General features: G+C 70.8%; 20 protein-coding genes. 9 read left to right on the top strand and 11 right to left on the bottom strand.

Annotated elements, in window-relative coordinates; translation table 11 throughout:
- Window positions 1-172: 172 nt before the first annotated feature.
- Window positions 173-1,222: a 3-isopropylmalate dehydrogenase gene (locus tag OHA58_RS10070; protein ID WP_405478372.1), complete on the bottom strand. Its 1,050-nt coding sequence runs from the start codon at window positions 1,220-1,222 to the stop codon at window positions 173-175.
- Window positions 1,223-1,483: 261 nt separating this feature from the next.
- On the opposite strand from OHA58_RS10070, the gene OHA58_RS10075 reads away from it, so the two are divergent.
- Window positions 1,484-3,031 (top strand): purple acid phosphatase family protein, encoded by a 1,548-nt coding sequence (locus tag OHA58_RS10075; protein WP_405478374.1) that lies wholly within the window; start codon window positions 1,484-1,486, stop codon window positions 3,029-3,031.
- Window positions 3,032-3,433: 402 nt separating this feature from the next.
- Here OHA58_RS10075 and OHA58_RS10080 read toward each other — a convergent pair whose 3' ends face one another.
- A complete protein-coding gene (locus OHA58_RS10080; protein WP_405478376.1) occupies window positions 3,434-3,970 on the bottom strand; it encodes a GNAT family N-acetyltransferase in 537 nt (178 codons plus the stop codon).
- A gap of 76 nt (window positions 3,971-4,046) precedes the next feature.
- On the opposite strand from OHA58_RS10080, the gene OHA58_RS10085 reads away from it, so the two are divergent.
- The 4 genes from OHA58_RS10085 (at window position 4,047) to bla (ending at window position 8,006) form a co-directional block, all read left to right on the top strand.
- Window positions 4,047-4,973, top strand: a complete 927-nt coding sequence (locus OHA58_RS10085) for a hypothetical protein (protein ID WP_405478378.1) — start codon at window positions 4,047-4,049, stop codon at window positions 4,971-4,973.
- Window positions 4,970-5,824, top strand: coding sequence for a phosphatidate cytidylyltransferase (locus tag OHA58_RS10090; RefSeq protein ID WP_405478380.1), 855 nt, complete (start codon window positions 4,970-4,972; stop codon window positions 5,822-5,824). Before OHA58_RS10085 ends, OHA58_RS10090 begins: the two co-directional genes overlap by 4 nt.
- Entirely contained in the window at window positions 5,821-7,017 is a 1,197-nt protein-coding gene (locus OHA58_RS10095; RefSeq protein WP_405478382.1) for a lysophospholipid acyltransferase family protein, read from the top strand. The genes OHA58_RS10090 and OHA58_RS10095 overlap by 4 nt, the downstream gene beginning before the upstream one ends.
- An 86-nt stretch (window positions 7,018-7,103) precedes the next feature.
- A complete protein-coding gene (gene bla / locus OHA58_RS10100) occupies window positions 7,104-8,006 on the top strand; it encodes a class A beta-lactamase (RefSeq protein ID WP_405478384.1) in 903 nt (300 codons plus the stop codon).
- 92 nt (window positions 8,007-8,098) lie between these two features.
- On the opposite strand, the gene pruA is transcribed toward bla, so the two are convergent.
- Window positions 8,099-9,730: an L-glutamate gamma-semialdehyde dehydrogenase gene (gene pruA / locus OHA58_RS10105; protein ID WP_405478385.1), complete on the bottom strand. Its 1,632-nt coding sequence runs from the start codon at window positions 9,728-9,730 to the stop codon at window positions 8,099-8,101.
- A 32-nt stretch (window positions 9,731-9,762) separates the two neighbouring features.
- A complete protein-coding gene (locus OHA58_RS10110; RefSeq protein ID WP_405478387.1) occupies window positions 9,763-10,689 on the bottom strand; it encodes a proline dehydrogenase family protein in 927 nt (308 codons plus the stop codon).
- A gap of 183 nt (window positions 10,690-10,872) precedes the next feature.
- Between OHA58_RS10110 and OHA58_RS10115 the strand changes: the two genes are divergently transcribed.
- On the top strand, window positions 10,873-12,051 hold the full coding sequence (locus OHA58_RS10115; protein ID WP_405478389.1) for a PucR family transcriptional regulator: 1,179 nt from the start codon (window positions 10,873-10,875) through the stop codon (window positions 12,049-12,051).
- On the opposite strand, the gene OHA58_RS10120 is transcribed toward OHA58_RS10115, so the two are convergent.
- The gene (locus tag OHA58_RS10120) at window positions 12,040-12,621 is read right to left on the bottom strand and encodes a TetR/AcrR family transcriptional regulator (RefSeq protein WP_375991163.1); all 582 of its coding nucleotides are present in this window, start codon (window positions 12,619-12,621) and stop codon (window positions 12,040-12,042) included. The two genes, OHA58_RS10115 and OHA58_RS10120, sit on opposite strands and share 12 nt — an antisense overlap.
- Window positions 12,622-12,756: 135 nt before the next feature.
- Here OHA58_RS10120 and OHA58_RS10125 point away from each other — a divergent pair, with 135 nt between their 5' ends.
- Window positions 12,757-14,292, top strand: coding sequence for an MFS transporter (locus tag OHA58_RS10125; protein WP_405478391.1), 1,536 nt, complete (start codon window positions 12,757-12,759; stop codon window positions 14,290-14,292).
- Between the two features lie 94 nt (window positions 14,293-14,386).
- On the opposite strand, the gene serA is transcribed toward OHA58_RS10125, so the two are convergent.
- From serA to OHA58_RS10155, 6 genes are all read right to left on the bottom strand, one after another.
- Window positions 14,387-16,012, bottom strand: a complete 1,626-nt coding sequence (gene serA, locus OHA58_RS10130) for a phosphoglycerate dehydrogenase (protein ID WP_266559766.1) — start codon at window positions 16,010-16,012, stop codon at window positions 14,387-14,389.
- Between the two features lie 321 nt (window positions 16,013-16,333).
- On the bottom strand, window positions 16,334-17,335 hold the full coding sequence (gene ilvC / locus OHA58_RS10135; protein WP_116509561.1) for a ketol-acid reductoisomerase: 1,002 nt from the start codon (window positions 17,333-17,335) through the stop codon (window positions 16,334-16,336).
- A gap of 109 nt (window positions 17,336-17,444) precedes the next feature.
- On the bottom strand, window positions 17,445-17,972 hold the full coding sequence (gene ilvN / locus OHA58_RS10140; protein WP_405478394.1) for an acetolactate synthase small subunit: 528 nt from the start codon (window positions 17,970-17,972) through the stop codon (window positions 17,445-17,447).
- Between the two features lie 29 nt (window positions 17,973-18,001).
- Window positions 18,002-19,849 carry an acetolactate synthase large subunit gene (locus OHA58_RS10145; RefSeq protein ID WP_405478395.1) on the bottom strand — a complete coding sequence of 616 codons (1,848 nt, stop codon included), beginning with the start codon at window positions 19,847-19,849 and terminating at the stop codon, window positions 18,002-18,004.
- Window positions 19,850-20,086: 237 nt separating this feature from the next.
- Window positions 20,087-22,915 carry a putative bifunctional diguanylate cyclase/phosphodiesterase gene (locus OHA58_RS10150; RefSeq protein ID WP_405478397.1) on the bottom strand — a complete coding sequence of 943 codons (2,829 nt, stop codon included), beginning with the start codon at window positions 22,913-22,915 and terminating at the stop codon, window positions 20,087-20,089.
- Window positions 22,916-23,346: 431 nt separating this feature from the next.
- The gene (locus OHA58_RS10155) at window positions 23,347-24,297 is read right to left on the bottom strand and encodes a 2-hydroxyacid dehydrogenase (protein WP_405478399.1); all 951 of its coding nucleotides are present in this window, start codon (window positions 24,295-24,297) and stop codon (window positions 23,347-23,349) included.
- 98 nt (window positions 24,298-24,395) lie between these two features.
- On the opposite strand from OHA58_RS10155, the gene OHA58_RS10160 reads away from it, so the two are divergent.
- A complete protein-coding gene (locus OHA58_RS10160) occupies window positions 24,396-25,394 on the top strand; it encodes an aldo/keto reductase (protein ID WP_405484877.1) in 999 nt (332 codons plus the stop codon).
- 272 nt (window positions 25,395-25,666) lie between these two features.
- Window positions 25,667-26,842, top strand: coding sequence for a PQQ-dependent sugar dehydrogenase (locus OHA58_RS10165; RefSeq protein ID WP_405478401.1), 1,176 nt, complete (start codon window positions 25,667-25,669; stop codon window positions 26,840-26,842).
- The last annotated feature ends 47 nt before the right edge of the window (window positions 26,843-26,889 follow it).

The raw sequence follows: 26,889 nt of genomic DNA on the forward strand, positions 1-26,889 counted from the left end.
GCGGCCCCACGTCCGATTATCGCTCGTGGGGTCCGGTGGACGAAAACAGCCCGTACGGGTCCTGCGTGAGGTGCGGCCCTGGGGTTGATGGTGGCACCCGGGGACCGCAAAGGTGAAGCCGCCGGGTGCGGATGCGACCCGGCGGCTGCTTAAGTGCATTAAGAGCGGCGGGTCAGCCGGCTACTCGTCCGGCGAGCGCGTCGCCGATCTCGTCGGTCGACCGCGCGCTGGTGCCGCGCTCGGCCAGGTCGGCGGAGACGGCGTCCTCGATGCGGGCGGCCTCGGCCTCGTAACCGAGGTGACGCAGCAGGAGCGCCACGGACAGGACCGTGGCCGTGGGGTCGGCCTTGGCCTGGCCGGCGATGTCGGGGGCCGAGCCGTGGACCGGCTCGAACATCGACGGGAACTCGCGGGACGGGTTGATGTTCCCGGAGGCCGCGACGCCGATACCGCCGGAGACGGCGGCGGCGAGGTCGGTGATGATGTCGCCGAAGAGGTTGTCGGTGACGATCACGTCGAAGCGCTCGGGGTCGGTGACGAGGAAGATCGTCGCCGCGTCCACGTGCAGGTAGTCCGTGGTGACCTCGGGGAACTCCACGGCCACCTTGTTGAAGATGTTCGTCCAGAGGTGGCCCGCGAAGGACAGCACGTTGTTCTTGTGGACCAGCGTGAGCTTCTTGCGGGGGCGGGCCTGGGCGCGGGCGAAGGCGTCACGGACCACGCGCTCGACACCGAACGCCGTGTTGACGGAGACCTCGGTGGCGACCTCGTGCGGGGTGCCGGTGCGGATCGAGCCGCCGTTGCCCGTGTACGGGCCCTCGGTGCCCTCGCGGACCACGATGAAGTCGATCTCCGGCTGGCCCTTGAGGGGCGTCGCCACACCCGGGAGCAGCTTGCTCGGGCGGAGGTTGACGTGGTGGTCGAAGAGGAAGCGGAGCTTGAGCAGGAAGCCGCGCTCGAGGACGCCGGACGGGACCGAGGGGTCACCGATCGCGCCGAGCAGGATGGCGTCGTGCTGCTTGAGCGCCTCGACGTCGGCGTCGGTGAGGGTCTCACCGGTCGCGTGGTAGCGCCTGGCGCCGAAGTCGTATTCCTTGGTCTCCAGCTTCACATCCTGCGGGAGGACGGCGCCGAGGACCTTGAGCCCCTGGGCCACGACCTCCTGGCCGATGCCGTCACCGGGGATCACTGCGAGATTGAGGATGCGAGAGCTAGCCGACATACCAGCACCCTACTTCGGCGTCCCATGGGATGACACTCGCTGTCCGCCATTCGGACAGGCTTCATGCGGGCCGTCGCGGGTCCGCCGTATGGGCCGCCGTACGGGCCGCCGTGCGGTCGATTTCTGTTCACCCGCAGGTATGGCCCTTGTTGGTTGTTACTGGGAAGTTTTCTTCTCATGACTGTGACTTCCAGGGGGACACCCCCCGGACCCCCCACACCGAACGTCGGCATTCCCGAGCAGCTGGCCCGCCGTCTGAGCATGCCGGAGCAGCACGAGTACCTGCGGGCCCGGTTCAGCAGGCGGCGCGCGCTGACCGGGACCGCGGCGAGCGTGGGCGGCCTGACCCTCCTGGGCGGCTCGGCCTCCTCGGCGTACGCGGCGCCGTCCGCTGCCGCCTCGCCCGCCGCGCCCGCCCGCTCGGCGGCCGTGCAGGTCGACGGCTCCCTCGTCGCGCCCTTCGCCCGCCATCTCGCGTTCGGCGCCGACCCGAAGACGCAGATGCGGATCTCCTGGCAGGTGCCGTTCGCGGTGCGCAAGGCGTTCATACGGGTGGGCCTCAAGCCCTGGGACCTCAGCCGGAAGATCGAGGCGGAGGTGCGCGCGCTGCACACCCCGAGCCTGTCGAAGAAGCTCCCGGCGGTCGAGCAGCACTATCTGCACGCGGCCCTGGACGGCCTGACGCCCGGGACGACGTACTACTACGGAGTGGGCCACGACGGTTTCGACCCGGCGTCCGCGGAGCGCATCGCGACGATCGGTTCCTTCCGCACGGCTCCGGCGAAGGCGGAGAAATTCGTCTTCACGGCCTTCGGCGACCAGGGCGTCAGCTATGACGCGCTCGCCAACGACCAGTTGATCCTGGGCCAGAACCCCTCGTTCCATCTGCACGCGGGCGACATCTGCTACGCCGACAGCAGCGGGCACGGCAAGGAGTCGGACACGTACGACGCGCGCGTGTGGGACCAGTTCCTCGCGCAGACGGAGTCGGTCGCGAAGTCGGTGCCGTGGATGGTGACGACCGGCAACCACGACATGGAGGCCTGGTACTCCCCCAACGGCTACGGCGGCCAGTCGGCCCGCTGGACCCTGCCGGACAACGGCCCGGACCCGCGGAACGCGCCGGGCGTCTACTCCTTCGTGTACGGGAACGTGGGCGTCGTCGCGCTCGACGCGAACGACGTCTCGTACGAGATCCCCGCCAACAAGGGCTACACGGACGGGAAGCAGACCGCGTGGCTGGCCGAGCGGCTCGGTGAGCTGCGCGCGCGCAAGGACATCGACTTCGTGGTGGTCTTCTTCCACCACTGCGCGTACTCGACGTCGACGCACGCCTCCGACGGCGGGGTGCGCGCCGCGTGGCTGCCGCTGTTCGCCGAGCACCAGGTGGACCTGGTGATCAACGGGCACAACCACGTGTACGAGCGCACGGACGCCATCAAGGACGGAGAGGTGGGCAAGCCGGTGCCGGTCGGCGCGTCGACCGATCCGACGCGCGACGGCATCGTGTACGTCACCGCGGGCGGCGCCGGCAAGGACCTCTACGGGTTCGGCATCGGGGTCGGGGACAGCTACGAGGGCCATGTCCACGACCGCGAGTCGATCGTGACGTTCCACTGGACGAAGTCACGCCTGCCGGACCCGGACACCGTGGAGTGGTCCCGGGTGCGGTACACCGGCTTCTCGTTCCTCGCGGTGGAGGCGGAGACCGGCGGGGCGGGCGTGACACCGACACTGAAGGTCTCCGCACTGGCCGAGAGCGGCGAGCGCATCGACTACTTCGAGATCAGGCGCGGCACACAGCCGTAGGGGCGGGGCCCTAACGGCTTTCGTGCCCCGTCTCGCCGCCGTTGTCCCTGCGGTCGAGGGCTCGCTGCAGGGCAGCGGCAGCGTTCTTGCGGTCTGAATCGGACGGCGAGGTGTGACGGACTCGGCGGCGGACGGGCGTCGCTGTGGCCATGAGAGATCGACTCCTTGAGATCACTTGGGATTTCGAGGCGCCGGAAGAGGCGGGGAGCCTGGAGCCGCAGGGGTTGCCTGCCTTCTGCTCAGCTCACGACCGCCATTCGCTGGATCGAGCGAGACGTTCGGCTCCTACAAAGCTAAGCGAGGAGCCTGCTTCTGTCTCCACAATTACTCGGACTTCCTACTATCTGAGACGGCAGTCACGGCGACGGGTGACTCCGCGCCGGGTCAGCTGGCGCTCTGAGCTCAGAGAATGTCGCCGCCCCGCCAGTCGAAGAGGAGCGCGTGGGCCGGGTCGAGTGCGGCGGTGACGCGGCGCAGGTATGGCGCGCTCTCGTCGTCCGGCAGTGGCACCGGCCCGTCGGGGCCGTTCGCGGCGAAAGCGCCCTGCCACTGTTCCCAGCCGCGCGCCCCGTAGAGCCCGGCCCCGTCGGGCGACGCCGACAGCGCGCCCAGTTCGTAGGCGGCGTCGATCACCCGCTCCAGGGCCGCCATGACGACCCCGCCCAGACCGCTCCTGCGCGCGTCGGCGCGGACGGCGACGCCCTCGACGTAGCCGGTGCGCAGCGAGCGGCCCGCGTGCGCGACCCTGCGCTGCACCACGGAGCCGTGCGCGACGAGGTCACCGGCGCTGTCGCGCACGAGAGCGTGCAGGCCGCCGACGGCGTGGTCCCAGTCGTCGTCGCTGAAGCCGCCGTCGAAGGCGTCGTCCAACAGGGCGCGCACGGACCGGAGTTCGGCTCGCGTGAGGTCGGCGGTGTGTGCGGTGCTCAGCGTGGTCACCGGGACACCGTACTCACGCGCTATTTGAGTACGCGTGCCGATTTCACGCCGCGTCCGCGGCGGCACAGTCGTCCTCATGAACGGCCTTTACGCTCTCAAGCCCTGGTATGCGGACCGGCTCTCCGGCCTGCGTCGCGCGCTCGCCGCCCGGCAGGTCTCGCCCGACACCCTGACGGCGGCCGGTGTCGTGTGCGCCGCGGGCGCGGCAGCGGCGCTCGCGTGGCTGCCGGCGTCACTGGCCACGCTTCCGGTGGCGGTGCTGCTCGCAGGGCGGCTCGCCTTCGCGAACCTGGACGGCGCGCTCGCCCGCGACACCGGCCGCACGACGCGGCGCGGCGCGCTCCTGAACGAGCTGGGTGACCGCGCGGCCGACCTGCTCGTCATCGCGGGTTTCCTGCCGCTGGCCCCGCTGTGGCTGGTGGCCGCGGCAGCCTTCGCGGCGACGCTCCCTTCGTGGGTCTCGCTGGCGGGCGCGGCGGCGGGTGCGCCCCGGCGCAACGGCGGCCCGGTCGGCAAGACGGAGCGCTGCCTCCTGGCGGTCGTGGCCGCGGCCTCGGGCTGGGCGGTACCGGTGCTCGCGGTCGTCGCGGCGGGGTCCGCGGTGACGGCGGTGGTGCGGGCGGTGTGGGTATGGAGGGCGCTTGGGAAGCCCGAGGCGGCTGTGGCTGCTACGCCTACTGCGGCTATAGAACGGGCTGTGGTTACCGAGAGGGCTGTGGTTACCGAGAGGGCTGTGGTTACCGAGAGGGCTGTGGTTACAGAGAGGACTGTGGCTGCAGAGAGGACTGTGGCGAGCGAGAAGCCTGCGGTGCGGGTGGCGGAGCCCGCGTCCCCGGCCACCCGTCGCCGCCCGTCCCCGTCCTCCTCCCCCACGCTCAGCTCCCTTCCCTCTGAGCACGCTCGGAGCCTCCCCCTCGACCCCGGCGAGGTGTCCGGCGGCATCACGCACACCCGCCCGCAGTCCCCCGCGGACCACGGCACGCAACTGCGGGGCACCCGATGAGCGCCGTGTTCGTCGCCGGCGAGGTGGCCGGGCGGGCCGTGCCGGTCGTGGCCGGGGTCCTCGGGGCCGGTGGTGTCGCCGTCGCCTCGCTGCCGTCCCGGGTACGGATGCGGGCCGAGCTGTGCAGGCGGTGGCGGACCTGGGCGCTGTCCGCGCCGCTGTTCATCGGGGCCTTCTTCGTGGGCCGCGCGGGCGCGTTCGCGCTCGCGGCCGGGCTCGGCGTGGTCGCCGTGGGCGAGTACGCACGGATGGCGGGCCTGCCCCGCGCCGAGCGGGCCGTACTGGTCGCCGCGGCAATCGCCGTACCTGGCGCGGCACTTGCGGGGCCCGACCCCCGTACGACGGGAGCGCTTCTCGTACTCGCCGTCCTCGCGGCGGTCTGCGCGGGCGACGCCGAACAGGGCTTCACGCGCGCGTGCCGCACGCTCTTCGGTCTGCTGTGGATCCCGGTGTCGCTCAGCGGCCTGGTGCTGCTCGGCGACACGGCGCTCGCGGTGGGGGTCGCCGTGGCGTTCGGTGACGTGGGCGCGTGGTGCGGCGGTACGGCGCTCGGCCGGCGGGGGCCGCTCGCGCGGCGCCTCTCGCCACTGTCCCCCAACAAGACGTGGGCGGGTGTGGTCGGCGCCGCTGCGGCAACTGCCGCCGCGCTCGCGGCAGTCGGCGCGTTCACGCCGGTCCTGTGGGCGGCCGTCCTGGCCGGCTGCGTCCTCGGCGATCTCGTCGAGTCGATGGTGAAGCGCGAGGCGGGCGTGAATGACGCGGGCAGCTGGCTGCCGGGCTTCGGCGGGCTCCTCGACCGTATCGACTCACTCCTCGTGGCCCTGCTCCTCGTGATGGTGGTGACCCTGTGACGACGACCGTGACCGCTGCGGCCCGTGTGCGCCCGCCCCGTGCGGCCGCCCGCCTGCGCCACGCCCTGTGGTGGCTCGTCCTCACCCTCACCGGCGGTGTGGAACGCCGGGGCCGGCTCCCGCGCGGCGGCTGCGTCGTGGTCGCCAACCACACCTCGCACGCCGACACCGCGGCACTGCTCGCCGCGCTCGACGCCTCGCACGCGCCGGCGATCGGTGCGGCGGCCGACTACTGGTTCGCCTCGCCCTGGCGCAGCCGGATCTGCAGCCGCCTCGCCGCCGGGTTCCCGGTGCGGCGCTCGGGCGGGGGCATGGACGACCTGCTCGGCATGGCGGACACGCTGCGCGCGGGCCGCGCCGTGGTCCTCTTCCCCGAGGGCACGCGCGCGCGTGCGGGTGAGCTGGGGTCGTTCCACCGGGGCGCGCTGGTCCTGGCGGAGCACGCGCGCGTGCCGGTCGTGCCGGTCGGGATCGCGGGCACGGACCGGCTGCTGCCCAAGCACGGCAGGCTGCGCCCGTCCCTGGTCCGGGTGCGGATCGGCGAGCCGCTCCCGTACACGGCGACACCGGAAGAGGCCCGCAAAGCGGTCGCCGCGCTGCATGACCGTACGGTCGCGGAGCCGCTGCGGGACTCCCGCGTCCGCAAGGTCCTGGCCCGCGTGATCAGCGCACGGCTCGGGCTGCTCCTGGCCTTCGCGTGGGCGTGCGCGGAGGCGCTGAGCTGGCCGCTGATGCCGGAGCTGTTCCTCGCGGTGGCGTGCGTGGCGGTGCCGCGCCGGGCCCTGAAGCTGTCCGTCACGGCGCTCGCGGGCAGCCTCGCGGGCGGCCTGCTCGCGCTCCAACTGGCGTCCATGGGCGTGTCGTTGCCCGCACCCCTGACGACGGACCGGATGCGGGCGGAGGTCCGTCACGACCTGTCCGTCGAGGGCGCGTCGGCGGTACGCCACCAGCCCTGGAACGGCATCCCCTTCAAGGTCTACGTGAAGGAGGCGGGCCGCGCGGACGTCCCCGTCACGGACTGGCTGTCCGAGTCGGCGCGTGCCCGAGGTTCGCGCACGCTCACCGTGGGGCTCGCGTTCGGCGTGTTCGGCTTCCTGGTGCACCGGCTGCGCAGGCTCTACGGGCTCTACCTGGGCCTGCTGTGCGGCGGTTTCGCGGCCGGTCTCTCGCTCATCGTGGCGGGCTGGAGCTGACGCGGCCGGTCACAGCGGGCCGCGCGGCGCCACGGACCAGGCGATGACACCGGCATCCCCGACCCCGCTCACGTACCTTCGAGATCATGAATTTACCTCCCTCCCGCAGGACCCTCCTCGGCGCCGCGGCCCTGGCGCCCGCCCTCCTCTCCGTGCCCGGCACCGCGAGCGCCGCGCCCTCCCCCGAGGCCGGCGGCGACGCCCGGCGCCGGCTGCGCGAGCTGGAGGCGGGCTACCCCGGCCGCATCGGGGTGCACGCCCTGCACACCGGCACCGGCGCCGTCCTCGCCTACCGCGCGCACGAGCGCTTCGCGATCGCCTCGACGTTCAAGGTGCTTGCCGCCTCGGCGATCCTGCACAGGGCGCGCGCGCAGGAGCCCGGACTGCTCGACGTACTGATCCGCTACGGACGCGACGACCTCGTGGCCGCCTCGCCCCGCACCGAACTGCACCTCGAAACCGGCATGACGGTAAGGGAGTTGTGCGACGCCGCCATCACGTACAGCGACAACACCGCGGCCAATCTGCTGATGCGCCGGATCGGCGGCCCCGCCGGCATCACCGCGTTCGCCCGCTCGCTCGGCGACTCCGTGACCCGGCTCGACCGGTGGGAGACCGACCTCAACACGAACCTCCCCGGCGACCGGCGGGACACCACGACGCCCGCCGCCATGACCGCGGACCTGCGCGCGCTGGTCCTCGGCGACGCCCTCCACCCGCTCGACCGGGGCCAGCTGACCCGGTGGCTGGTGGAGAACACCACCGGCGACAAGCGGATCCGCGCGGGGCTCCCGCCGGGCTGGCGGGTCGGCGACAAGACCGGGTCGCCTGCCTACGGCGGGGTCAATGACGTGGCCGTGGCCTGGCCGCCGGGCGGCGGGGCTCCCCTGGTCGTCTCCGTGTACACGACCCGGCTCGACCCGGACACCCCGGGCGAGGACCGGATCGCCGCCGACATCACGCGCGTCGCCGTGGACGCACTGCTCTGACCCCGGACACGACACCGCCTCCGACCGGGGTGGGGCCCTGGTCGGAGGCGGGGGCGGGTGGGGCGGTCCGTGCGGGCCGCCCGGGGTGGGCGTCAGCCCATGTGCGGGTAGCCGTACTCGGTCGGCGGGACCAGCGTCTCCTTGATGGCGCGGGTCAGGGTCCAGCGCTGCAGGTTCTGCGGGGCGCCGGCCTTGTCGTTGGTGCCGGAGGCGCGGCCGCCGCCGAAGGGCTGCTGGCCGACGACGGCGCCGGTCGACTTGTCGTTGATGTAGAAGTTGCCCGCGGCGTAGCGGAGCTTCTCCATCGTGTAGGCGGCCGCGGCGCGGTCGTTGGAGATGACCGAACCCGTCAGGGCGTAGTCCGACGCCGACTCCATCTGGGTCAGCATGTCGTCGTACTTGTCGTCCTCGTAGACGTGGACGGCGAGGAACGGGCCGAAGTACTCGGTCTTGAAGACCTCGTTCTCCGGGTCCGCGCACTCGACGACGGTCGGGCGCACGAAGTAGCCGACCGAGTCGTCGTAGGTGCCGCCCGCGACGATGGTGCAGGAGTCGTCGGCCTTGGCGCGGTCGATGGCCGCCTTGTTCTTGGCGAACGCGCGGTCGTCGATGACGGCGCCGATGAAGTTCGACAGGTCGGTGACGTCACCCATCTTGATGCCGTCGACCTCGGCCGCGAACTCCTCCTTGAAGCCGGAGTTCCAGATGGAGGCCGGGATGTACGCGCGCGAGCTCGCGGAGCACTTCTGGCCCTGGAACTCGAAGGAGCCGCGGGTCAGGGCCGTCTTGAGGACGGCGCGGTCGGCGCTCGGGTGGGCGACGACGAAGTCCTTGCCGCCGGTCTCGCCGACGAGACGCGGGTAGGTGCGGTACTTCGCGATGTTCTCGCCGACCGTCTTCCACAGGTGCTGGAAGGTCGGGGTCGAGCCGGTGAAGTGGATGCCGGCCAGGTCGCGGTGGTTGAGGGCGACCTCGGAGACCGCGATGCCGTCACCGGTGACGAGGTTGATGACGCCCTTGGGCAGACCGGCCTCTTCGAGGAGCTGCATGAGCAGCACGGCGGCGTGGGTCTGCGTCGGGGACGGCTTCCAGACCACCACGTTGCCCATGAGGGCGGGGGCGGTGGGGAGGTTGCCCGCGATGGCGGTGAAGTTGAAGGGCGTGATCGCGTAGACGAAGCCCTCGAGCGGGCGGTGGTCCATGCGGTTCCACACGCCGGTGGAGTTCGCCGGGGGCTGCTCGGCGAGGATCTGGCGCGCGTAGTGCACGTTGAAGCGCCAGAAGTCGACGAGCTCACAGGGGGTGTCGATCTCGGCCTGCTGCGCGGTCTTCGACTGGCCGAGCATCGTGGACGCGGCGAGCGTCTCGCGCCACGTCGTGGACAGCAGCTCGGCGGCGCGCAGGATGATCGCGGCGCGGTCGTCGAAGGACATCGCGCGCCAGGCCGGGGCGGCGGCGAGCGCGGCGTCGATCGCGTCCTGCGCGTCCGCTTGCGTGGCGCCGCGGCCCGTACCGATGACGGCCTTGTGGTTGTGCGGCTGGACGACGGTGAACTCGTCACCGCCACCGAGGCGCTTGACGCCGCCGATGGTCATCGACAGCTCGATCGGGTTCTCGGCAAGCTCCTTGAGCTTGACCTCGAGGCGCGCCCGCTCCGGGGAGCCGGGGGCGTAGCCGTGCACCGGCTCGTTGACGGGAGCGGGGACCTGGGTTACAGCGTCCATGAGTCTCGGAACTCCTTTGAGAGGGGTGGGGCTCAGCCCTTGGTGAGGATGGAGCGGGCGAAGAACAGCAGGTTGGCGGGCTTCTCCGCGAGGCGGCGCATGAAGTAGCCGTACCAGTCGGTGCCGTACGCGGTGTAGACACGCATCCGGTGGCCCTCGGCGGCGAGACGGATGTGCTCGTCGCTGCGGATCCCGTACAGCATCTGGAACTCGTACTCGTCCAGCTTGCGCCCGGCGCGGCGGGCGAGCTCCTGGCTGATGGAGATGAGGCGCGGGTCGTGGGACCCGATCATCGGGTACCCGTCGCCCTCCATCAGAACCTTCAGGATGCGGACGTACGCCTTGTCGATCTCGCCCTTGTCCTGGTACGCGACGGAGGCGGGCTCCTTGTAGGCGCCCTTCACGATGCGCACGCGGCTGCCGGCGGCGGCCAGGCGGCGGGCGTCGTCCTCGGTGCGGAAGAGGTAGGCCTGGATGACGCATCCGGTCTGCGGGAAGTCCTTCCGCAGCTCCTCGTGGATGGCGAACATCGAGTCGAGGGTGGTGTGGTCCTCGGCGTCGAGGGTGACCGTGGTGCCGATCGCGGCGGCGGCTTCGACGACCGGACGGACGTTGGCGAGGGCGAGCTCGTGGCCGCCTTCCAGCGCCTGGCCGAACATCGACAGCTTGACGGACATCTCGGCCTTGGTGCCGAGGCCCAGGTCCTTGAGGCGCGCGATCAGCTCGAGGTAGGCGTCGCGCGCGGCGGCGGCCTGCTCGGGGGTGGTGATGTCCTCGCCGACCACGTCGAGGGTGACTTCGAGGCCCTTGTCGCAGGCGTCCACGACGATCGGCACGACGTCGTCGACGCCCTCACCGGCGATGAACCGGTCGACGACCTGCTTCGTGCCGGGGGCTGCCGAGATGAAACGGCGCATCCTGTCGCTGCGCGACGCGGCGAGAATCACGGGACCCAGCACGGGGCACCTCCACGGAGAGTACGAACGAGTGGCCGTATCGGCGTAAACGAACTGAATCGCAACAGACCGGTACGGCACGGAGAACCACCGTGAAATCTAAGGATCCCTCCGATCCTGTGCCATCGACAGCTGTCACGCATCTGTGGCCACCACCTCAGACATTTGTCTGAAGAGCGTCGTGAGGTGCGCGAGAATGGCGGGGTGAAGGGCGACTACCAGGAACTGGTCGACGAGATCTCGGCGCTGCTCAGCGCCCCCGCGACGCTGGAGAACCGGGATTTCGGGCTGATCGCGTTCGGCGCGCACGACAGCGACAGCAATTTCGACGAATCGACGCTGGACCCCGTCCGCACCCGCTCGATCCTGACCCGCCGCTCCACCGCGGCGGTGCGCACCTGGTTCGAGGGCTTCGGCATCGCCCGCGCCACCGGGCCCGTCCGCATCCCGCCGACGCCGGAGGCCGGGGTCTACCGGGGCCGCATCTGCCTTCCCGTACGCCATCGGGGTGTCGTCCTCGGCTATGTGTGGCTGCTGGACGACGATCCGGGGCCGACCGAGCAGCAGCTGGACGCCGCGATGGAGGTGGCGGGCCGCATCGGCGCGCTGCTCGCGGACGAGGCACAGGCGGGCGCCGACCTGACCCGCGAGTTCCGCGAGGTGCTCACGGCCGAGCGCGGCTGGCAGCGGGACATGGCGGTGGCGGCCCTGCGCACGGCGCTCGGCTCGCGCGCGGACGGGCTGCACGCGGTGGTGTGCGTCGCGCCGTGGCCCTCGGCCGACCCGGACGACGCGCCCTCCTTCCGTACGATCCCCGCGGCCGACGCACTGTGCACGGTGCCGTGGGGCGCGGCCGGGCAGGCCCTGGCCCTCCTGGTGCGGCTGCGTTCGGCGGACGCGCTCGGGCCGGCCATGACGGCGACGGCGAAGCTGCGGGAGCGCGCCGGTACGGCGGTCGTCGCGGCGGGGTTCGGGGGCCCGCGGCGCGAACTGGGTGACCTCGGGGCCGCCTGGCAGGAGGCGACGGCCGCGGCGCGCGCGGCGCTCGCCGAGCCGCGTCTCGGCCCGGACGCGCACTGGGCGGCGATCGGCCCGTACCGCCTGCTCACCGCGCTGCCCCCGGACACGGCGCACGACCCGGTCCTGGCCCCGCTCCTGCTGCCGGCCAACCGCCAACTGGCCCGCACCACCGAGGTGTTCCTCGACTGCGCGGGCCAGGCGGGCCGCACGGCGGCGGAGCTGGGCATCCACCGCCAGACCCTCTACTACCGCCTGTCCCGCGTGGAGCAGCTCACCGGGCTCGACCTGGACGACGGCGAGGACCGGCTGCTGCTGCACATGGGGCTCAAGGCGTCACGCCTGTGACGCGCGCATCGCATCCAGCAACAGCCGCAAGCCCTCGGTGAGTTCGTCGGCGCTGGGCGAGTAGTCCGCGTCGAAGGTGTGCTGGGCGACGAGCCCGAGGACCAGCACCGAGAAGAGCTTCCCGAGCGTGTGCACGCTCGGATCGTCGGCCGGCGGCTCCTCCCCCATGACCATGCCGATGAAGCCGCGCCCCGCCTCGTGCTGAGCTTGCGCCAGCTGCTCGCGCACGACCGGCATCTTGTCGCCCATCGTCACGAGCTCGATGCTCAGGTGCCAGATCGACCCGGGCTTTCCGAGGCTGTCGGTGATCCCGGCCATCACGGCCCGGAACCGCTCCAACGAGCCGGGCGCACCGGGCAGTTCGCCCACCGCGCTCCAGTCGTCCGAGGCCCCTTCGGCCAGTGCCACGTACGCCTGCGCGAGCAGCGCGTCCTTCGAGCCGTAGTGGTAGCCGATCGACGCCAGGTTGGTCCCCGACTCCTTGACGATGTCGCGCGCCGTCGTGCGCACGAACCCCTTCTCCAGAAGGCAGCGCTTGGCGCCTTCGAGCAGATCCTCGCGATGTCCCATGCGGCCACCGTACCCCCGTTTCATACGGGCGTCCCATACGGGCGTCCCATACCAACGTCCCATACCTACGTCTTACACAATCGATCTATACGGTCGTACTAGACAACCGTTTAAGACATCCGTACAGTCCTCCTCATGACGAACTCACCGAGCACCAACTCCCGTGCGGGGCGCCGTGAATGGACGGCTCTCGCGGTCCTGATGCTTCCGCTGCTCCTCGTCTCGATGGACGTCTCCGTCCTCTACTTCGCGATCCCCTCGATCAGCGCCGACCTGGAGCCGACCGGCACGCAGCAGCTGTGGATCTTCGACATCTACGCGTTCGTGCTCGCCGGCCTGCTGATGACGATGGGCTCCCTCGGCGACCGCATCGGCCGACGCAAGCTCCTGATGGTCGGCGCCACCGCCTTCGGCGCCGCCTCCGTCTGCGCGGCCTACGCGAACAGCGCGGAAATGCTGATCGCGGCCCGTGCGATCCTCGGCATCGGCGGCGCGACCCTGATGCCCACGACGATGGCACTGGTGCGCAACATGTTCCGCGACGACAAACAGCGCGCGACGGCCATCGGCATCTGGTCCGGCGTCATGACCGGCGGCATCGCGCTCGGCTCGGTGATGAGCGGCATCCTCGTCGAGCACTTCTGGTGGGGCTCGGTCTTCCTCGTCAACCTGCCCGCGATGGCACTGCTCCTGCTGCTCGCCCCGGTCCTGCTCCCGGAGTTCAAGGACCCGCAGCCGGGCCGCTTCGACTTCCTGAGCGTCCCGCTGTCGATGGCCGCGGTGCTCCCCCTCGTCTACGGCATCAAGGAGATCCCCTCCGAGGGCTTCGAGCCGCTCTACGTCGCCTCGATCGTCGTCGGCCTCGTCTTCGGCGCCCTGTTCGTACGCCGTCAGCGCACCGTCGAGTCACCGATGATCTCGCCGGCCCTCTTCCGGAGCCGCGGCTTCGGCCCCGCCGTCACCCTCAACCTCATCTCGGCCTTCGCGATGATGGGGTCGGCCTACTTCACGACGCAGTACCTCCAGGCCGTCCTCGGCAAGAGCGCACTCGAAGCGGCGCTGTGGGCGCTCGCGCCGACCGTGTTCATCGGTCTCGCGGCCCCCATCGCGACGGTCCTCGTGCAGCGGGGCGTGCACCGCGGCTCCGTCGTCACGGCCGGCTTCCTGACCAGCGCCTGCGGCTACGGCCTCCTGACACTGACCGGTACGGACTCCCTGTGGACCGTCCTGGCCGGAGCGGGTGTACTCGCCTCCGGCGCGGTGATCGTGGGCTCGCAGCTGACCGACCTGGCGCTCGGCGCGGCCCCCGCGGAGAAGGCGGGCGCGGCGTCGTCCCTGCTCGAGACGGGCCAGGAGTTCGGCGGCGCCCTCGGCATGGCCGTCCTGGGCTCGATCGGTACGGCGGTCTACCGCCACGAGATCGGCGACGCGCCGGCCGAGGCGAAGGAGACGCTGGGCGGAGCGCTCGCGGTGGCGCAGCACCTGCCGGGCCGGGCGGGCGACGCGCTCCTCGCGTCAGCCCGGGAGGCGTTCACGAGCGGCATGCACATCGCTGCGCTGGCCGGCGGGGCGGTCCTGCTGGGGGCGGCGGTACTGGCCCTGCGGGGCCTGCGCGAGGTGGCTGCGCCGCAGCGGGAAGAGCAGCGGGAGCCGGAGCGGGCGACGGCCTGATCTCTCCCCCGGCCCGCCCCGTTCGGGTTGGCGGAGAAAAAAGAAGGGCCCGGGCCACCAAAAGGGTGACCCGGGCCCAACCACGTACCAAGAACTAGTCCGTCAGGTTCACGGAGCGAGCCGACGTCGCGCCGATCTCGTCACCCAGCTCGCTGAGCACCCCGGCGGGAACCGTGTCGTCGACGGTCAGGACGGCCAGCGCCTCGCCGCCCACGTCCGCACGGGCGACCTGCATGCCGGCGATGTTGATGCCCGCCTCGCCGAGCACGCGGCCCACGGTGCCGACGACACCGGGACGGTCCTCGTAGCGCAGGACGACCATGTGGTCGGCCAGGGCGAGGTCCACGTCGTACTCGCCGACGGCGACGATCTTCTGGAGGTGCTTGGGGCCGGCGAGCGTGCCGGAGACCGAGATCTCCTCGCCGCCGGTCAGCGTGCCGCGCACGGTGACGACGTTCCGGTGGTCCGGGGACTCGGAGCTCGTGGTGAGGCGGACCTCGACGCCGCGCTCCTGCGCGAACAGCGGAGCGTTCACGTACGACACCGTCTCGTCGACGACGTCCTCGAACACGCCCTTCAGAGCGGAGAGTTCGAGCACCTTCACGTCGTGCTGGGTGATCTCGCCGTAGACCTCGACGTCGAGGCGGGCCGCGACCTCGCCCGCGAGCGCGGTGAAGATCCGGCCGAGCTTCTCGGCGAGCGGCAGGCCCGGCTTGACGTCCTCGGCGATGACGCCGCCCTGGACGTTCACCGCGTCCGGTACGAGCTCACCGGCGAGCGCGAGCCGCACGGAGCGGGCGACGGCGATACCGGCCTTCTCCTGTGCCTCGTCCGTGGAAGCACCGAGGTGCGGGGTGGCCACGACCTGGTCGAACTCGAACAGCGGGGAGTCCGTGCAGGGCTCCTTGGCGTACACGTCGAGGCCGGCGCCGGCGACGCGGCCCTCCTTGAGCGCCGAGTACAGCGCCGCCTCGTCGACGATCCCGCCGCGCGCGGCGTTGACGATGCGGACGGTCGGCTTGACCTTGCGCAGCGCGTCGTCGCCGATGAGGCCGACCGTCTCGGGGGTCTTGGGGAGGTGCACGGTGATGAAGTCGGAGACCTCGAGCAGCTCGTCGAGGGTGAGGACCTTGACGCCCATCTGGGCGGCGCGCGCGGGCTGCACGTACGGGTCGTAGGCGACGACCTTCATGCCGAAGGCCGACATGCGCTGCGCGACGAGCGCGCCGATGCGGCCGAGGCCGACGACGCCGAGGGTCTTCTCGGCCAGCTCGACGCCCGTGTACTTGGAGCGCTTCCACTCGCCGGCCTTGAGGGCCTGGCTGCCCTGCGGGATGTTGCGCGCGGTGGCGATGAGCAGGCCGCAGGCGAGCTCGGCGGCGGTCACGATGTTGGAGGTCGGGGCGTTGACGACCATCACGCCGGCCTTGGTGGCGGCGGAGACGTCGACGTTGTCGAGGCCGACACCGGCTCGTGCGACGACCTTCAGCTTCTTCGCGGCGGCGATCGCCTCGGCGTCGACCTTGGTGGCCGAGCGGATCAGGATCGCGTCGACGTCGGCGATGGCCGGGAGCAGCTCGGCCCGGTCGGCGCCGTTGCACTGACGGATCTCGAAGTCAGGGCCGAGCGCGTCGACGGTCGCGGGAGACAGCTCTTCCGCGATGAGTACGACAGGTTTGCCGGTTGCAGCAGTGCTCACGTGAGTCCTCACAAGTCCCATTGCGGACGGCCGTCCCGACGGCCGCAGGCGGTGGAGGGGTGTCAGCGGCGCCGGGGAAGTGCGGGTGCGTTCCCGCGTCGTTCGCAGACGCCGGGGCGTGAATGCACTTCTTCGATGTCGCTGTGCCGCGTGGTAGACGCACGACGCTGTGGGCCCGACGCGAATGTGTTCTGCAGTCTAGTGGCGCTTCGGAGGTGGTCTTGCGCCTCCACGGAAGGATCACCCGTCCGTGGCTGGACACGGTGGACAACCAAGTTGACGCGGGCCGTCCACCTCGACGAGGGGGCCGGGGCATTCGCCCCGGCCCCCTCGTCGCAAGGCTTACGCCTCGTCGTTGTCCACCCAGCTCATGAGCTTGCGGAGCTCCTTGCCGGTGGTCTCCAGGAGGTGGTTCTCGTCCTGGGTCTTGTACTCGTTGTACTTCTTCAGGCCCGAGTGGTACTCGTCCATCCAGTTCTTGGCGAACGTGCCGTCCTGGATCTCGGCGAGGACCTTCTTCATCTCGGCCTTGGTGGCGTCCGTGATGATGCGCGGGCCGGTGACGTAGTCGCCCCACTCGGCGGTCTCGGAGATCGACCAGCGCATCTTCTCCAGGCCGCCCTCGTACATGAGGTCGACGATGAGCTTCAGCTCGTGGAGGCACTCGAAGTACGCGATCTCCGGCTGGTAGCCGGCCTCGGTCAGCGTCTCGAAGCCCGCCTTGACCAGCGCGGCGGTGCCACCGCAGAGAACGGCCTGCTCACCGAACAGGTCGGTCTCGGTCTCCTCGGTGAAGGTCGTCTTGATGACGCCGGCGCGGGTGCCGCCGATGCCCTTCGCGTAGGAGAGGGCCAGCTCGAAGCCCTTGCCCGTGGCGTCCTGCTCGACGGCCGCGATGCACGGAACGCCGCGGCCCTCTTCGTACTGGCGGCGCACCAGGTGACCCGGGCCCTTGGGCGCGACCATCGCCACGTCCACGTTGGCCGGGGGCTTGATGAAGCCGTAGCGGATGTTGAGGCCGTGGCCGAAGAACAGCGCGTCGCCGTCCTTCAGGTTGTCCTTGATGGACTCCTCGTAGACCTGGGCCTGGATCGGGTCCGGGACCAGGATCATGATGACGTCGGCCTCGGCGGCGGCCTCGGACGGCGTCACCACGCGCAGGCCCTGCTCCTCGGCCTTGGCCTTGGACTTGGAGCCCTCGTGCAGACCGACGCGGACGTCGACACCCGAGTCACGGAGCGACAGCGCGTGGGCGTGGCCCTGGCTGCCGTAACCGATCACCGCGACCTTGCGGCCCTGGATGATGGACAGGTCGGCATCGTCGTCGTAGAACAGCTCGGCCACTGGATTTTCTCCTTGGTGTGCAGGTGTTGCGTCCCACCGTACGGCGGGATTGCGGAGGGAAGTTTTCGGGTCTCGGTATACGAGAGGGCGCTCGAGAGCACCTGGGGGCTCAGGCCGTGCGGTCGAGCGCCCGCAGGCTCCGGTCGGTGATCGAGCGCGAGCCGCGGCCGACCGCGATGGTGCCCGACTGGACGAGCTCCTTGATGCCGAAGGGTTCCAGCATCTTGAGCATCGCCTCCAGCTTGTCGCTGGAACCGGTGGCCTCGATGGTGACGGCCTCCGGGGAGACGTCCACGGTCTTGGCGCGGAACAGCTGGACGATCTCGACGATCTGCGAGCGCGTCTCGTTGTCGGCGCGGACCTTGGCGAGGACGAGCTCGCGCTGGACGGCGTGGCCCTGCTCCAGTTCGACGATCTTCAGGACGTTGACCAGCTTGTTGAGCTGCTTCGTGACCTGTTCGAGCGGCAGGGCCTCGATCACGTTCACCACGATGGTGATGCGGGAGATGTCGGCGTGCTCGGTGACGCCGACCGCCAGCGAGTCGATGTTGAACCCGCGGCGGGAGAACAATGCGGTGATCCGGGCGAGGACACCGGGCTTGTTCTCGACCAGGACGGAGAGCGTGTGCTTTGACATGGCTCTTGGTCTCTCTTTCGCTCTCGGTCTCAGTCGTCTTCGTTGTCGCCGAAGTCGGGGCGGACCCCGCGGGCGGCCATGACTTCGTCGTTGGAGGTGCCGGCGGCGACCATAGGCCACACCATGGCGTCCTCGTGGACGATGAAGTCGACCACGACAGGGCGGTCGTTGATGGAGTTGGCCTCTTCGATGACCTTGTCCAGGTCCTCGGGGCGCTCACACCGGATGGCGTAGCAGCCCATGGCCTCCGACAGCTTGACGAAGTCGGGGACGCGGGTGCCCTTGTTGGCCTGCACGTCGTCGGGGCCGGAGTGCAGGACCGTGTTGGAGTAGCGCTGGTTGTAGAACAGCGTCTGCCACTGGCGGACCATGCCGAGGGCGCCGTTGTTGATGATGGCGACCTTGATCGGGATGTTGTTGAGCGCGCAGGTGGTCAGTTCCTGATTGGTCATCTGGAAGCAGCCGTCGCCGTCGATCGCCCAGACGGTGCGGTCCGGCATGCCGGCCTTCGCGCCCATCGCGGCCGGCACCGAATAGCCCATCGTTCCGGCGCCGCCGGAGTTGAGCCAGGTGGCGGGCTTCTCGTACTGCACGAAGTGCGCTGCCCACATCTGGTGCTGGCCGACGCCCGCGGCGAAGATCGTGCCCTCGGGCGCGAGCTGACCGATCCGCTCGATGACGTTCTGCGGCGAGAGCGAACCGTCCTCCGGCTGGTCGTAGCCCAGCGGGTAGGTGTCGCGCCAGCGGCTGAGGTCCTTCCACCAGGCGCTGTAGTCGCCCTTGTGGCCCTCGCTGTGCTCCTTCTGCACGGCCTGGACCAGGTCAGCGATGACCTCGCGGGCGTCACCGACGATCGGCACGTCGGCGGCGCGGTTCTTGCCGATCTCGGCCGGGTCGATATCGGCGTGGACGATCTTCGCGAAGGGGGCGAAGCTGTCCAGCTTGCCGGTGACGCGGTCGTCGAAGCGGGTTCCGAGGGCGACGATCAGGTCAGCCTTCTGCAGCGCGGTGACGGCGGTGACCGCACCGTGCATGCCCGGCATTCCCACGTGCAGCGGGTGGCTGTCGGGGAATGCGCCGAGCGCCATCAGGGTGGTGGTGACGGGCGCTCCGGTGAGTTCTGCGAGGACCTTCAGCTCGGCCGTGGCGTGCGCCTTGAGCACACCGCCGCCGACGTAGAGGACCGGCCGCTTCGCGGCGGTGATCAGCTTCGCGGCCTCGCGGATCTGCTTGGCGTGCGGCTTGGTCACCGGGCGGTAGCCGGGCAGGTCCATCTGCGGAGGCCAGCTGAAGGTGGTCTGCGCCTGGAGGGCGTCCTTGGCGATGTCGACGAGGACGGGGCCGGGACGGCCGGTGGAGGCGATGTGGAACGCCTCGGCGATCGTCTTCGGGATGTCCTCGGCCTTGGTCACCAGGAAGTTGTGCTTGGTGATCGGCATGGTGATGCCGACGATGTCCGCCTCCTGGAAGGCGTCCGTGCCGATGGCCTTGGAGGCGACCTGGCCGGTGATCGCGACGAGCGGCACGGAGTCCATGTGCGCGTCGGCGATCGGGGTGACGAGGTTGGTGGCGCCGGGGCCCGAAGTGGCCATGCACACCCCGACCTTGCCGGTGGCCTGCGCGTAGCCGGTCGCCGCGTGGCCGGCGCCCTGCTCGTGCCGGACGAGCACGTGACGGACGCGGGTGGAGTCCATCATCGGGTCGTACGCGGGAAGGATCGCACCGCCAGGAATGCCGAATACCGTGTCGGCCCCGACCTCCTCGAGCGAACGGATGAGGGACTTCGCACCCGTGACGTGCTCGACGGGGGCGGACTGCTGTCCTCGGGGCCGCGGCTGCGGATGGTGGGCCCCGGTGGCCTGCTCGGTCATCGGCATTCTCTTCTCGATGCTGAGGGTTTTTGCGAGGTTTGTACGGTGTTTGGTTACTGGACTACACGCGCTTGTGCAACAAAAAACCCCTCGTGCCGTGAGGCAAGCGAGGGGAGCGCGCCGGGTGCGGTCGCTGGGATCCGGTGTTCCGACCGGTGGGTCCCAGCTTCAGCCGACGCGCTTTCCAAGTACGAGAATTCGGGTGCGCATGGCATTGACCCTCCCTCCGGCACACAGTGCGTGTCAAGTAGGTGGGACGGGAGTCTCATTATGTGAGCGGAGCAGGGCCGTCCGGCCGGACGGCGACGGTACGCCCGCGAACACCGGCTCGGCCGGACCGCTGGGCACCGGGTAGTTCCCCGAGGCCAGCGCGCGGCGCAGCCGGTACTCGTCGAGCGGCCCGGAGAAGGCCATCCCCTGTCCATGTGTGCACCCCATGGCGCGCAGTGCGACGACCTGCTCGGGCAGGTCGACGCCGTCGGCCACGGAATTCAGGCCGAGGTCACCGGCGATGCGCAGCAGACCACTGGTGATCTTGTGCAGGCGGGCGGATTCCACCACTCCTTCTACAAGACTGCGGTCGAGTTTCAGTACATCGACAGGGAGCCTGCGCAGCGCCGTGATGGCCGCGTATCCGCTGCCGAAGCCGTCCAGGGCGATCCGGACGCCGAGTCTGCGCAGCGCGGTGAGACGGCGCTCCAGTTCGTCCAGGGGGACCCTGGGGTCACTGTCGGCCAGCTCGATGACCAGCGCGCCGGAGGGCAGCCCGTGCCGGGTCAGGAGCGCCTCGATGGAGCCGAGGGGCAGCGACCGGTCGAGGAGCCTGCGGGCGCTGATCCGCACGGCCACGGGCACGGCATGACCTCTGCGGCCCCGCTCGGCGGCCTGCTCGACGGCCTCCTCCAGCATCCAGCGGCCGAGCTCGGCGGTGCGCTCGCCCTCCTCGGCGGTACGCAGGAACTCGGCGGGCGTGAACAGGATGCCCTGGGTCGAGCGCCAGCGGGCCTGCGCGGCGACCGACGTGATCCGGCCCGTGTCGAGGGAGACGACCGGCTGGTGCAGCAGGGCGAACTCGCCCTCGTGCAGGGCGGTGCGCAGTCGGGTGGCGAGCTCCGCCTTGCGGACGACGTCGGCCTGCATCTGGGGCGCGTACAGCTCCACCCGGCCCTTGCCGGCGGCCTTCGCCCGGTACATCGCCAGGTCCGCGTTCCGCAGCAACTCGCCTGCGGATACGTCGGGTTCGGCGAAGGCGACGCCGATGGAGGCGGCCACCCGGACATCGTTGCCGTCGATGGTGTACGGCTGCGAGAGGGTGACCCTGAGGCGGTCCGCGAGCTCGTAGATGTGCTGCTCACGCGCGGTGTCGTCCCGGCTGCCGTCGCCGACGATCAGCGCCGCGAACTCGTCGCCTCCCAGGCGGGCGGCGGTGTCCCCGGAGCGTACGGATTCGGCCAGCCGCCGGGCGGCCTGGACGAGGAGTTCGTCGCCCGCCTGGTGGCCGATGGTGTCGTTGACCTGTTTGAAGCCGTCGAGGTCGATGAAGAGGACGGCCGTGCCGCGGTCGGTGGCGCGGCGGCCTCCCAGCGCGTGGCCGACCCGCTTGGTGAACAGGGCGCGGTTGGGCAGGTCGGTGAGCGGATCGTGCTCGGCGTTGTGCTGCAACTGCGCCTGGAGACGTACCCGTTCGGTGACGTCCCGGCTGTTGAGGATGAGGCCGCCGTGGTGGCGGTTGACCGTCGACTCCACGTTCAGCCAGGCGCCGGTGCCGGAGCGGAAGCGGCACTCGATGCGGGTCGTGGGCTCCTCGATCTGGCTCGCCGCGAGGAAGCGGCGCACTTCGTGGACCACGCGCCCGAGGTCCTCGGGATGGATGATCGAGGCGAGCTCGGAGCCGACGAGCTCCTCGGCGTCGCGCCCGTAGACCCCGGCGGCGGCCGGGCTGACGTATCTGAGGATGCCGTTCGGAGCGGCGATCATGATGACGTCGCTGGAGCCCTGCACCAGGGAGCGGAAGTGGTTCTCCTTCTGCGCCAGCTCCTGGGTGAGGGTGATGTTGTCGAGGAGCATGATGCCCTGGCGCACGACGAGCGCCAGGACGACCGTGCAGGCCGTGAAGAGGACCACGCGGTCCACGCTGTGGCCGTTGAGGACGTTGTAGAGAATCCCCAACGTGCAGACGGCGGCGGCCAGATAGGGCGTGAGCGCCGCGAGCGATCCGGAGATGGGGCGGGTGACCTGGTACCGCGCGAACGCGGGTCCCCCGTCGCACTCCCCGCGCCGCGGCCCCACCCAGGGCGCGCACGCGAGCAGCAGCGACCCGGCGAACCAGCCGGCGTCGAGGATCTCCCCCGAGTGGTAACTCGCCTGCAGCAGTGGCGAGGTGAACAGGGCGTCGCACATCACGGTCAGGGCGAGCGCGCCGATCGCGGTGTTCACCGCCGTGCGGTTGCCGGGCGAGCGGCGGAAGTGCAGCGCGAGCACCATGCTGACCAGCACGATGTCGAGGAGCGGGTACGCGAGGGAGAGCGCGGTACGGGTGACGCTCTGCCCCTCGAACCGCGCGGTGTGCGCGAGGGCGAGGCTCCAGGACAGCGTGATCAGCGAGCCGGCGATGAGCCAGGAGTCGAGCGCGAGACAGACCCAACCGGCCTTGGTGAAGGGGCGCTTGGCGAGGACGAGCAGCCCGACGATGGCGGGCGGCGCGAAGCACAGGAAGAAGAGGTCGGCGAGGCTCGGCGTCGGCACGGGGCGCTGGAGGACGACCTCGTACCAGCCCCACACCCCGTTCCCCAGGGACGCCATGGCGGAGGAGACCGCGAACAGGATCCAGGCCGGTCGAAAGCAGCTGCGCCGGCTGCGTGCGTACGCGAAGTTCGACACGGCGGCGACCGCGGCGGCGGCGCTGAGTCCGAAGTCGCCCATGAACAGGGCGAGTCGCTCGGATCCCCAGCCGAGCGCGGACCCCGTGGCGTACCCGCCGCACAGGAGGGCGAACACGAGTTGCGAGGCGAGGCCGGACCCTCCGCCCTGGAACAGGCGGCGGCCGGTGATCACCGTTCCGGGGGCGCTCACGGGGTCACTCCGGTCCGTGCCGCCCCCGTGTCCCGGTTTCCGTGTGCTGCCTGCTGAGGCCTTCTGCGTCCGCCGCTCCTGTGGCGTACGCCCCTGCGGCTGCCGTGGCAGCTGGGCCGGCTTGTGCGGACCGGTGCGCGCGCGGATCGTCGCCGGCGGCCCCGCCGCGTCGGATCGTTCGCCCATAGGCCGTGCATCGCCCGTCGCCCCCCTCGCAGTCCGGTTGTCCGTCCCCGGCGCCGAACTCTCCACGGCGCTACCCCAGTCGGGACGATACACCAGACTCGTCACTCAGGGACATAGCCTCTCTACTCTCCGTGACGACCAGCAGAGATGTGCGTACGGGGCGCATCCGGACGAGCGCGGAGCGTGTGCGGGGGCGCGCGAGGCCGGGCCGGGAGGCGGCGGATGGGCCTCTCCGGAGCCCGCCCTCAGTCCGTCGTCAGGACGACGTTCTCGAGCGGTTCTCCCGCCGCGAACCGGGTCAGCTGCGCGGCGAGCAGGCGCTTGGCCCGCGGCCAGAAGGCGGATGTGGAGCCGCCGACGTGCGGGCTGACGAGCACTCCCGGAGCGTGCCACAACGGGTGCCCCTGGGGCAGGGGTTCGGGATCGGTGACGTCGAGAGCGGCGGTGATCCGGCCGCTCTCCAGTTCGGCCAGGAGCGCCTCGGTTTCGACGACGGCCCCGCGCGCGACGTTCACGAGGAGGGCGCCGTCCTTGAGTCGTGCCAGGAAGGCTGCGTTCGCGAGACCACGCGTCGCCTCGTTGAGCGGCGTCGAAAGGATCACCACGTCCGCGTCGGGGAGCAGCGCCGGCAGTTCGGTGAGCGGGTGCACAGGGCCGCGTGCGGTCGTGCGGGCGGAGCGTGCGACGCGCACCACCCGCGCGCACTCGAAGGGAGCGAGCCGGTCCTCGATGGCGGAGCCGATCGACCCGTACCCGATGATCAGTACGTTCTTGTCGGCGAGCGCCGGATAGAAACCGGAGCGCCACTCCTCGCTCTCCTGTCCCCGCACGAACCCGGGGATGCCCCTCAGGGACGCCAGGATCAGGGCGAGGGTGAGCTCGGCGGTGCTCGCCTCGTGCACACCGCGCGCGTTGCACAGCCGCACGCCCGACGGGAGCGCCTTGAGGCCTCCCTGTACGTGGTCGACGCCGGCGGAGAGCGTCTGCACGGCCCGTACGGACGTCATCTCCGCCATGGGGCGTACGCCGACGTCCGCGCCCTTCATGTAGGGGACCACGTAGAAGGCGCAGTCGGCCGGGTCGGCGGGAAAGTCGGGGCCGCCGTCCCAGAAGCGGTAGTTGAGCCCCTCGGGAAGCCCGGGGACCTCGTCTTCACGGAACGGGAGCCAAACGTCGGCGGATACCTCAGCACTCATGGTCAGGAGGCTAATGGGAGGTGGGCTGTGCGCGGCGGGCCGGGTCCCAGAGGTTAGTTTGGGTGCCTCTCGAACACGCAGGGGGAGGCTACTTCCAGGTGGAGCGCAGGACGATCGGGGCGGCAGCGCTCGAGGTGGGCGCGATCGGGCTCGGGTGCATGCCGATGAGCTGGGCCTACACCGGCTCGCGGCAGCGAGGGGACGAGTCCGTACGCACTGTGCATGCCGCGCTGGACCGGGGGTCGACCCTGCTGGACACGGCGGACATGTACGGGCCGTTCACGAACGAGCTGCTGCTCGGACGGGTCCTGAAGGAGCGCCGGGGCGACGCCTTCGTGTCGACCAAGTGCGGGCTGCTCGTCGGGGAACAGCACATCGTCGCCAACGGCCGGCCCGGGTATGTGAAGCGGGCCTGCGACGCGTCGCTGCGGCGGCTCCAGACCGACACGATCGATCTGTACCAGCTGCACCGGGCCGACCCCGAGGTGCCCGTCGAGGAGACGTGGGGCGCCATGGCGGAACTGGTGGGCGCGGGGAAGGTGCGGGCGCTCGGGCTGTGCGCGGTGGGGGCGCGGGCGACACGGCGGGGCAGGGCCGGGCTGCATGCGGGAACGATCCGGCAGCTGGAGCGGGTGCAGCAGGTGTTCCCGGTGAGCGCGGTGGAGGCCGAGCTCTCGGTGTGGTCGCCGGAGGCCCTGGAGACGCTGCTGCCGTGGTGCGAGGCGCGGGGCGTGGGGTTCCTCGCGGCGATGCCGCTGGGCAACGGCTTCCTCACGGGCACGCTGACGCCGGGGCAGGGCTTCGAACCGGACGATCTGCGGGCCCGGCATCCCCGGTTCACCGCGGAGATGATGGCGGCCAACCAGCCGATCGTGGCGGGCCTGCGCCGGATCGCCGCGCGGCACGGGGAAGCGGTCACTCCTGCGCAGGTGGCGCTGGCGTGGGTGCTGAGCCGCGGGCGGCACGTGGTCCCGGTTCCGGGTGCCAAGCGGGAGCGGTGGGCGGCGGAGAACGCTGCGGCCGCGGAACTGCGGCTCACGGACCGTGATCTGGCGGAGATCGGGGAGCTGCCGCGGGCTCGGGGGTCTTGGGACTGAGGGGGGCTCTTGGGACTGGGGGGAGCTCTGGGGGCCGAGGGGGAAGTTCTGGGGGCTGAGGGGGGAGTTTTGAGGGCGGGGGGAGTTTTGACGGCTGGGGAGTTTTGACGGCTGGGGCTGTGAGAGCGGCGGGCGGGAGTGGGTTGGTCCGAACGCGTCGGGGTTGATCGGGAACCTGCGGGGTGGCTGCGGTGTATGAACGGTAGAACCGCAGCGCAGAAGAGCAGCCCAGTCCGCAGCGTCGAGGGGATCCGATCGTGCAACGTCCAGGTGTGCAGCCCGTGTTGGCCGTGTTGGCCTGCGCCTCGATCCTGTTCACGGCGGGGTGTTCCTCGGGTGACGGCGGTCCGTCGGACAGCCGTCGCAGCGCCTCCCCCGGCTCGTCCGAACCAGGAAAGTCCGCTTCCGGGCGCGCGGGGGGCGACACCGGTCCGGCGAAGGGCTCGGTGAAGGTGGTGCGCACGGTCGCCGAGGGCCTGAATTCCCCCTGGGGCCTGGCTCCGCTGCCGGGCGGCGGCCTGCTGGTGTCCTCGCGGGACGAGGCGACGATCACGCGGGTCGACACGAAGACAGGCAGGAAGACCGAGGTCGGCACCGTGCCCGGGGTGGTCCCTGGCGGCGAGGGCGGACTGCTCGGCCTGGCCCTCTCCCCGTCCTTCGCCTCCGACCACTGGCTCTACGCGTACTTCACCGCGAAGTCGGACAACCGCATCGTGCGGATGCGGTACGACGTGAAGAAGCCGCAGGGTGATCAGCTGGGCGCGCCCGAGACGGTGTTCAAGGGCATCCCGAAGGGCACGAACCACAACGGTGGGCGCATCGCGTTCGGCCCGGACAAGCTGCTCTACGCGGGCACGGGCGAGACGTACGTGAAGAAGTACGCCCAGGACAAGAAGTCCCCGGGCGGCAAGATCCTCCGGATGACCCCGGACGGCAAACCGGCGCCCGGAAACCCCTTCGGCGACTCCGTGGTCTATACGTACGGTCACCGCAATGTGCAGGGGCTCGCCTGGGACAAGGACAGGCGGCTGTGGGCCTCGGAGTTCGGCCAGGACACGTGGGACGAGCTCAACCTGATCGTGCCGGGTGACAACTACGGCTGGCCCGACGTGGAGGGCAAGAGCGGCAAGTCCGGCTTCCACGACCCGGTGGCCGTGTGGCACACGTCCGAGGCGTCACCGAGCGGCATCGCCTACGCGGAAGGCTCGGTCTGGATGGCGGGCCTGAGAGGCGAGCGGCTGTGGCGGATCCCCCTGAAGGGGGCGAAGGTGGCGGCGGAGCCCCAGTCCTTCCTCATCGACGAGGCGACCGAGCAGGGCGAGTACGGGAGGTTGCGCACAGTGGTCGCCGCGGGCCGGAACAAGCTGTGGTTGACGACGAGCAACACGGACTCGAGAGGCACGCCCCGGAAGGGCGACGACCGGGTCCTGGAGCTGGAGGTGTCCTGAGGGCCGGGGCGGGCCCCGGTCCCGGGCCGGGGCGGGAGCGGAGCCAG

Origin of the sequence: Streptomyces sp. NBC_00009, from assembly GCF_045040855.1 — a bacterium.
Taxonomy (GTDB): Bacteria; Actinomycetota; Actinomycetes; order Streptomycetales; family Streptomycetaceae; genus Streptomyces; species Streptomyces aureus.

Excerpts from the sequence above, each read along its gene's own strand:
- OHA58_RS10070 (WP_405478372.1), bottom strand. The coding sequence starts at position 1,222 with ATGTCGGCTAGCTCTCGCATCCTCAATCTCGCAGTGATCCCCGGTGAC.
- OHA58_RS10075 (WP_405478374.1), top strand. The coding sequence starts at position 1,484 with ATGCCGGAGCAGCACGAGTACCTGCGGGCCCGGTTCAGCAGGCGGCGC.
- OHA58_RS10085 (WP_405478378.1), top strand. The coding sequence starts at position 4,047 with ATGAACGGCCTTTACGCTCTCAAGCCCTGGTATGCGGACCGGCTCTCC.
- OHA58_RS10090 (WP_405478380.1), top strand. The coding sequence starts at position 4,970 with ATGAGCGCCGTGTTCGTCGCCGGCGAGGTGGCCGGGCGGGCCGTGCCG.
- bla (WP_405478384.1), top strand. The coding sequence starts at position 7,104 with ATGAATTTACCTCCCTCCCGCAGGACCCTCCTCGGCGCCGCGGCCCTG.
- pruA (WP_405478385.1), bottom strand. The coding sequence starts at position 9,730 with ATGGACGCTGTAACCCAGGTCCCCGCTCCCGTCAACGAGCCGGTGCAC.
- OHA58_RS10120 (WP_375991163.1), bottom strand. The coding sequence starts at position 12,621 with ATGGGACATCGCGAGGATCTGCTCGAAGGCGCCAAGCGCTGCCTTCTG.
- OHA58_RS10125 (WP_405478391.1), top strand. The coding sequence starts at position 12,757 with ATGACGAACTCACCGAGCACCAACTCCCGTGCGGGGCGCCGTGAATGG.
- serA (WP_266559766.1), bottom strand. The coding sequence starts at position 16,012 with ATGGGACTTGTGAGGACTCACGTGAGCACTGCTGCAACCGGCAAACCT.
- ilvN (WP_405478394.1), bottom strand. The coding sequence starts at position 17,972 with ATGTCAAAGCACACGCTCTCCGTCCTGGTCGAGAACAAGCCCGGTGTC.
- OHA58_RS10145 (WP_405478395.1), bottom strand. The coding sequence starts at position 19,849 with ATGCCGATGACCGAGCAGGCCACCGGGGCCCACCATCCGCAGCCGCGG.
- OHA58_RS10155 (WP_405478399.1), bottom strand. The coding sequence starts at position 24,297 with ATGAGTGCTGAGGTATCCGCCGACGTTTGGCTCCCGTTCCGTGAAGAC.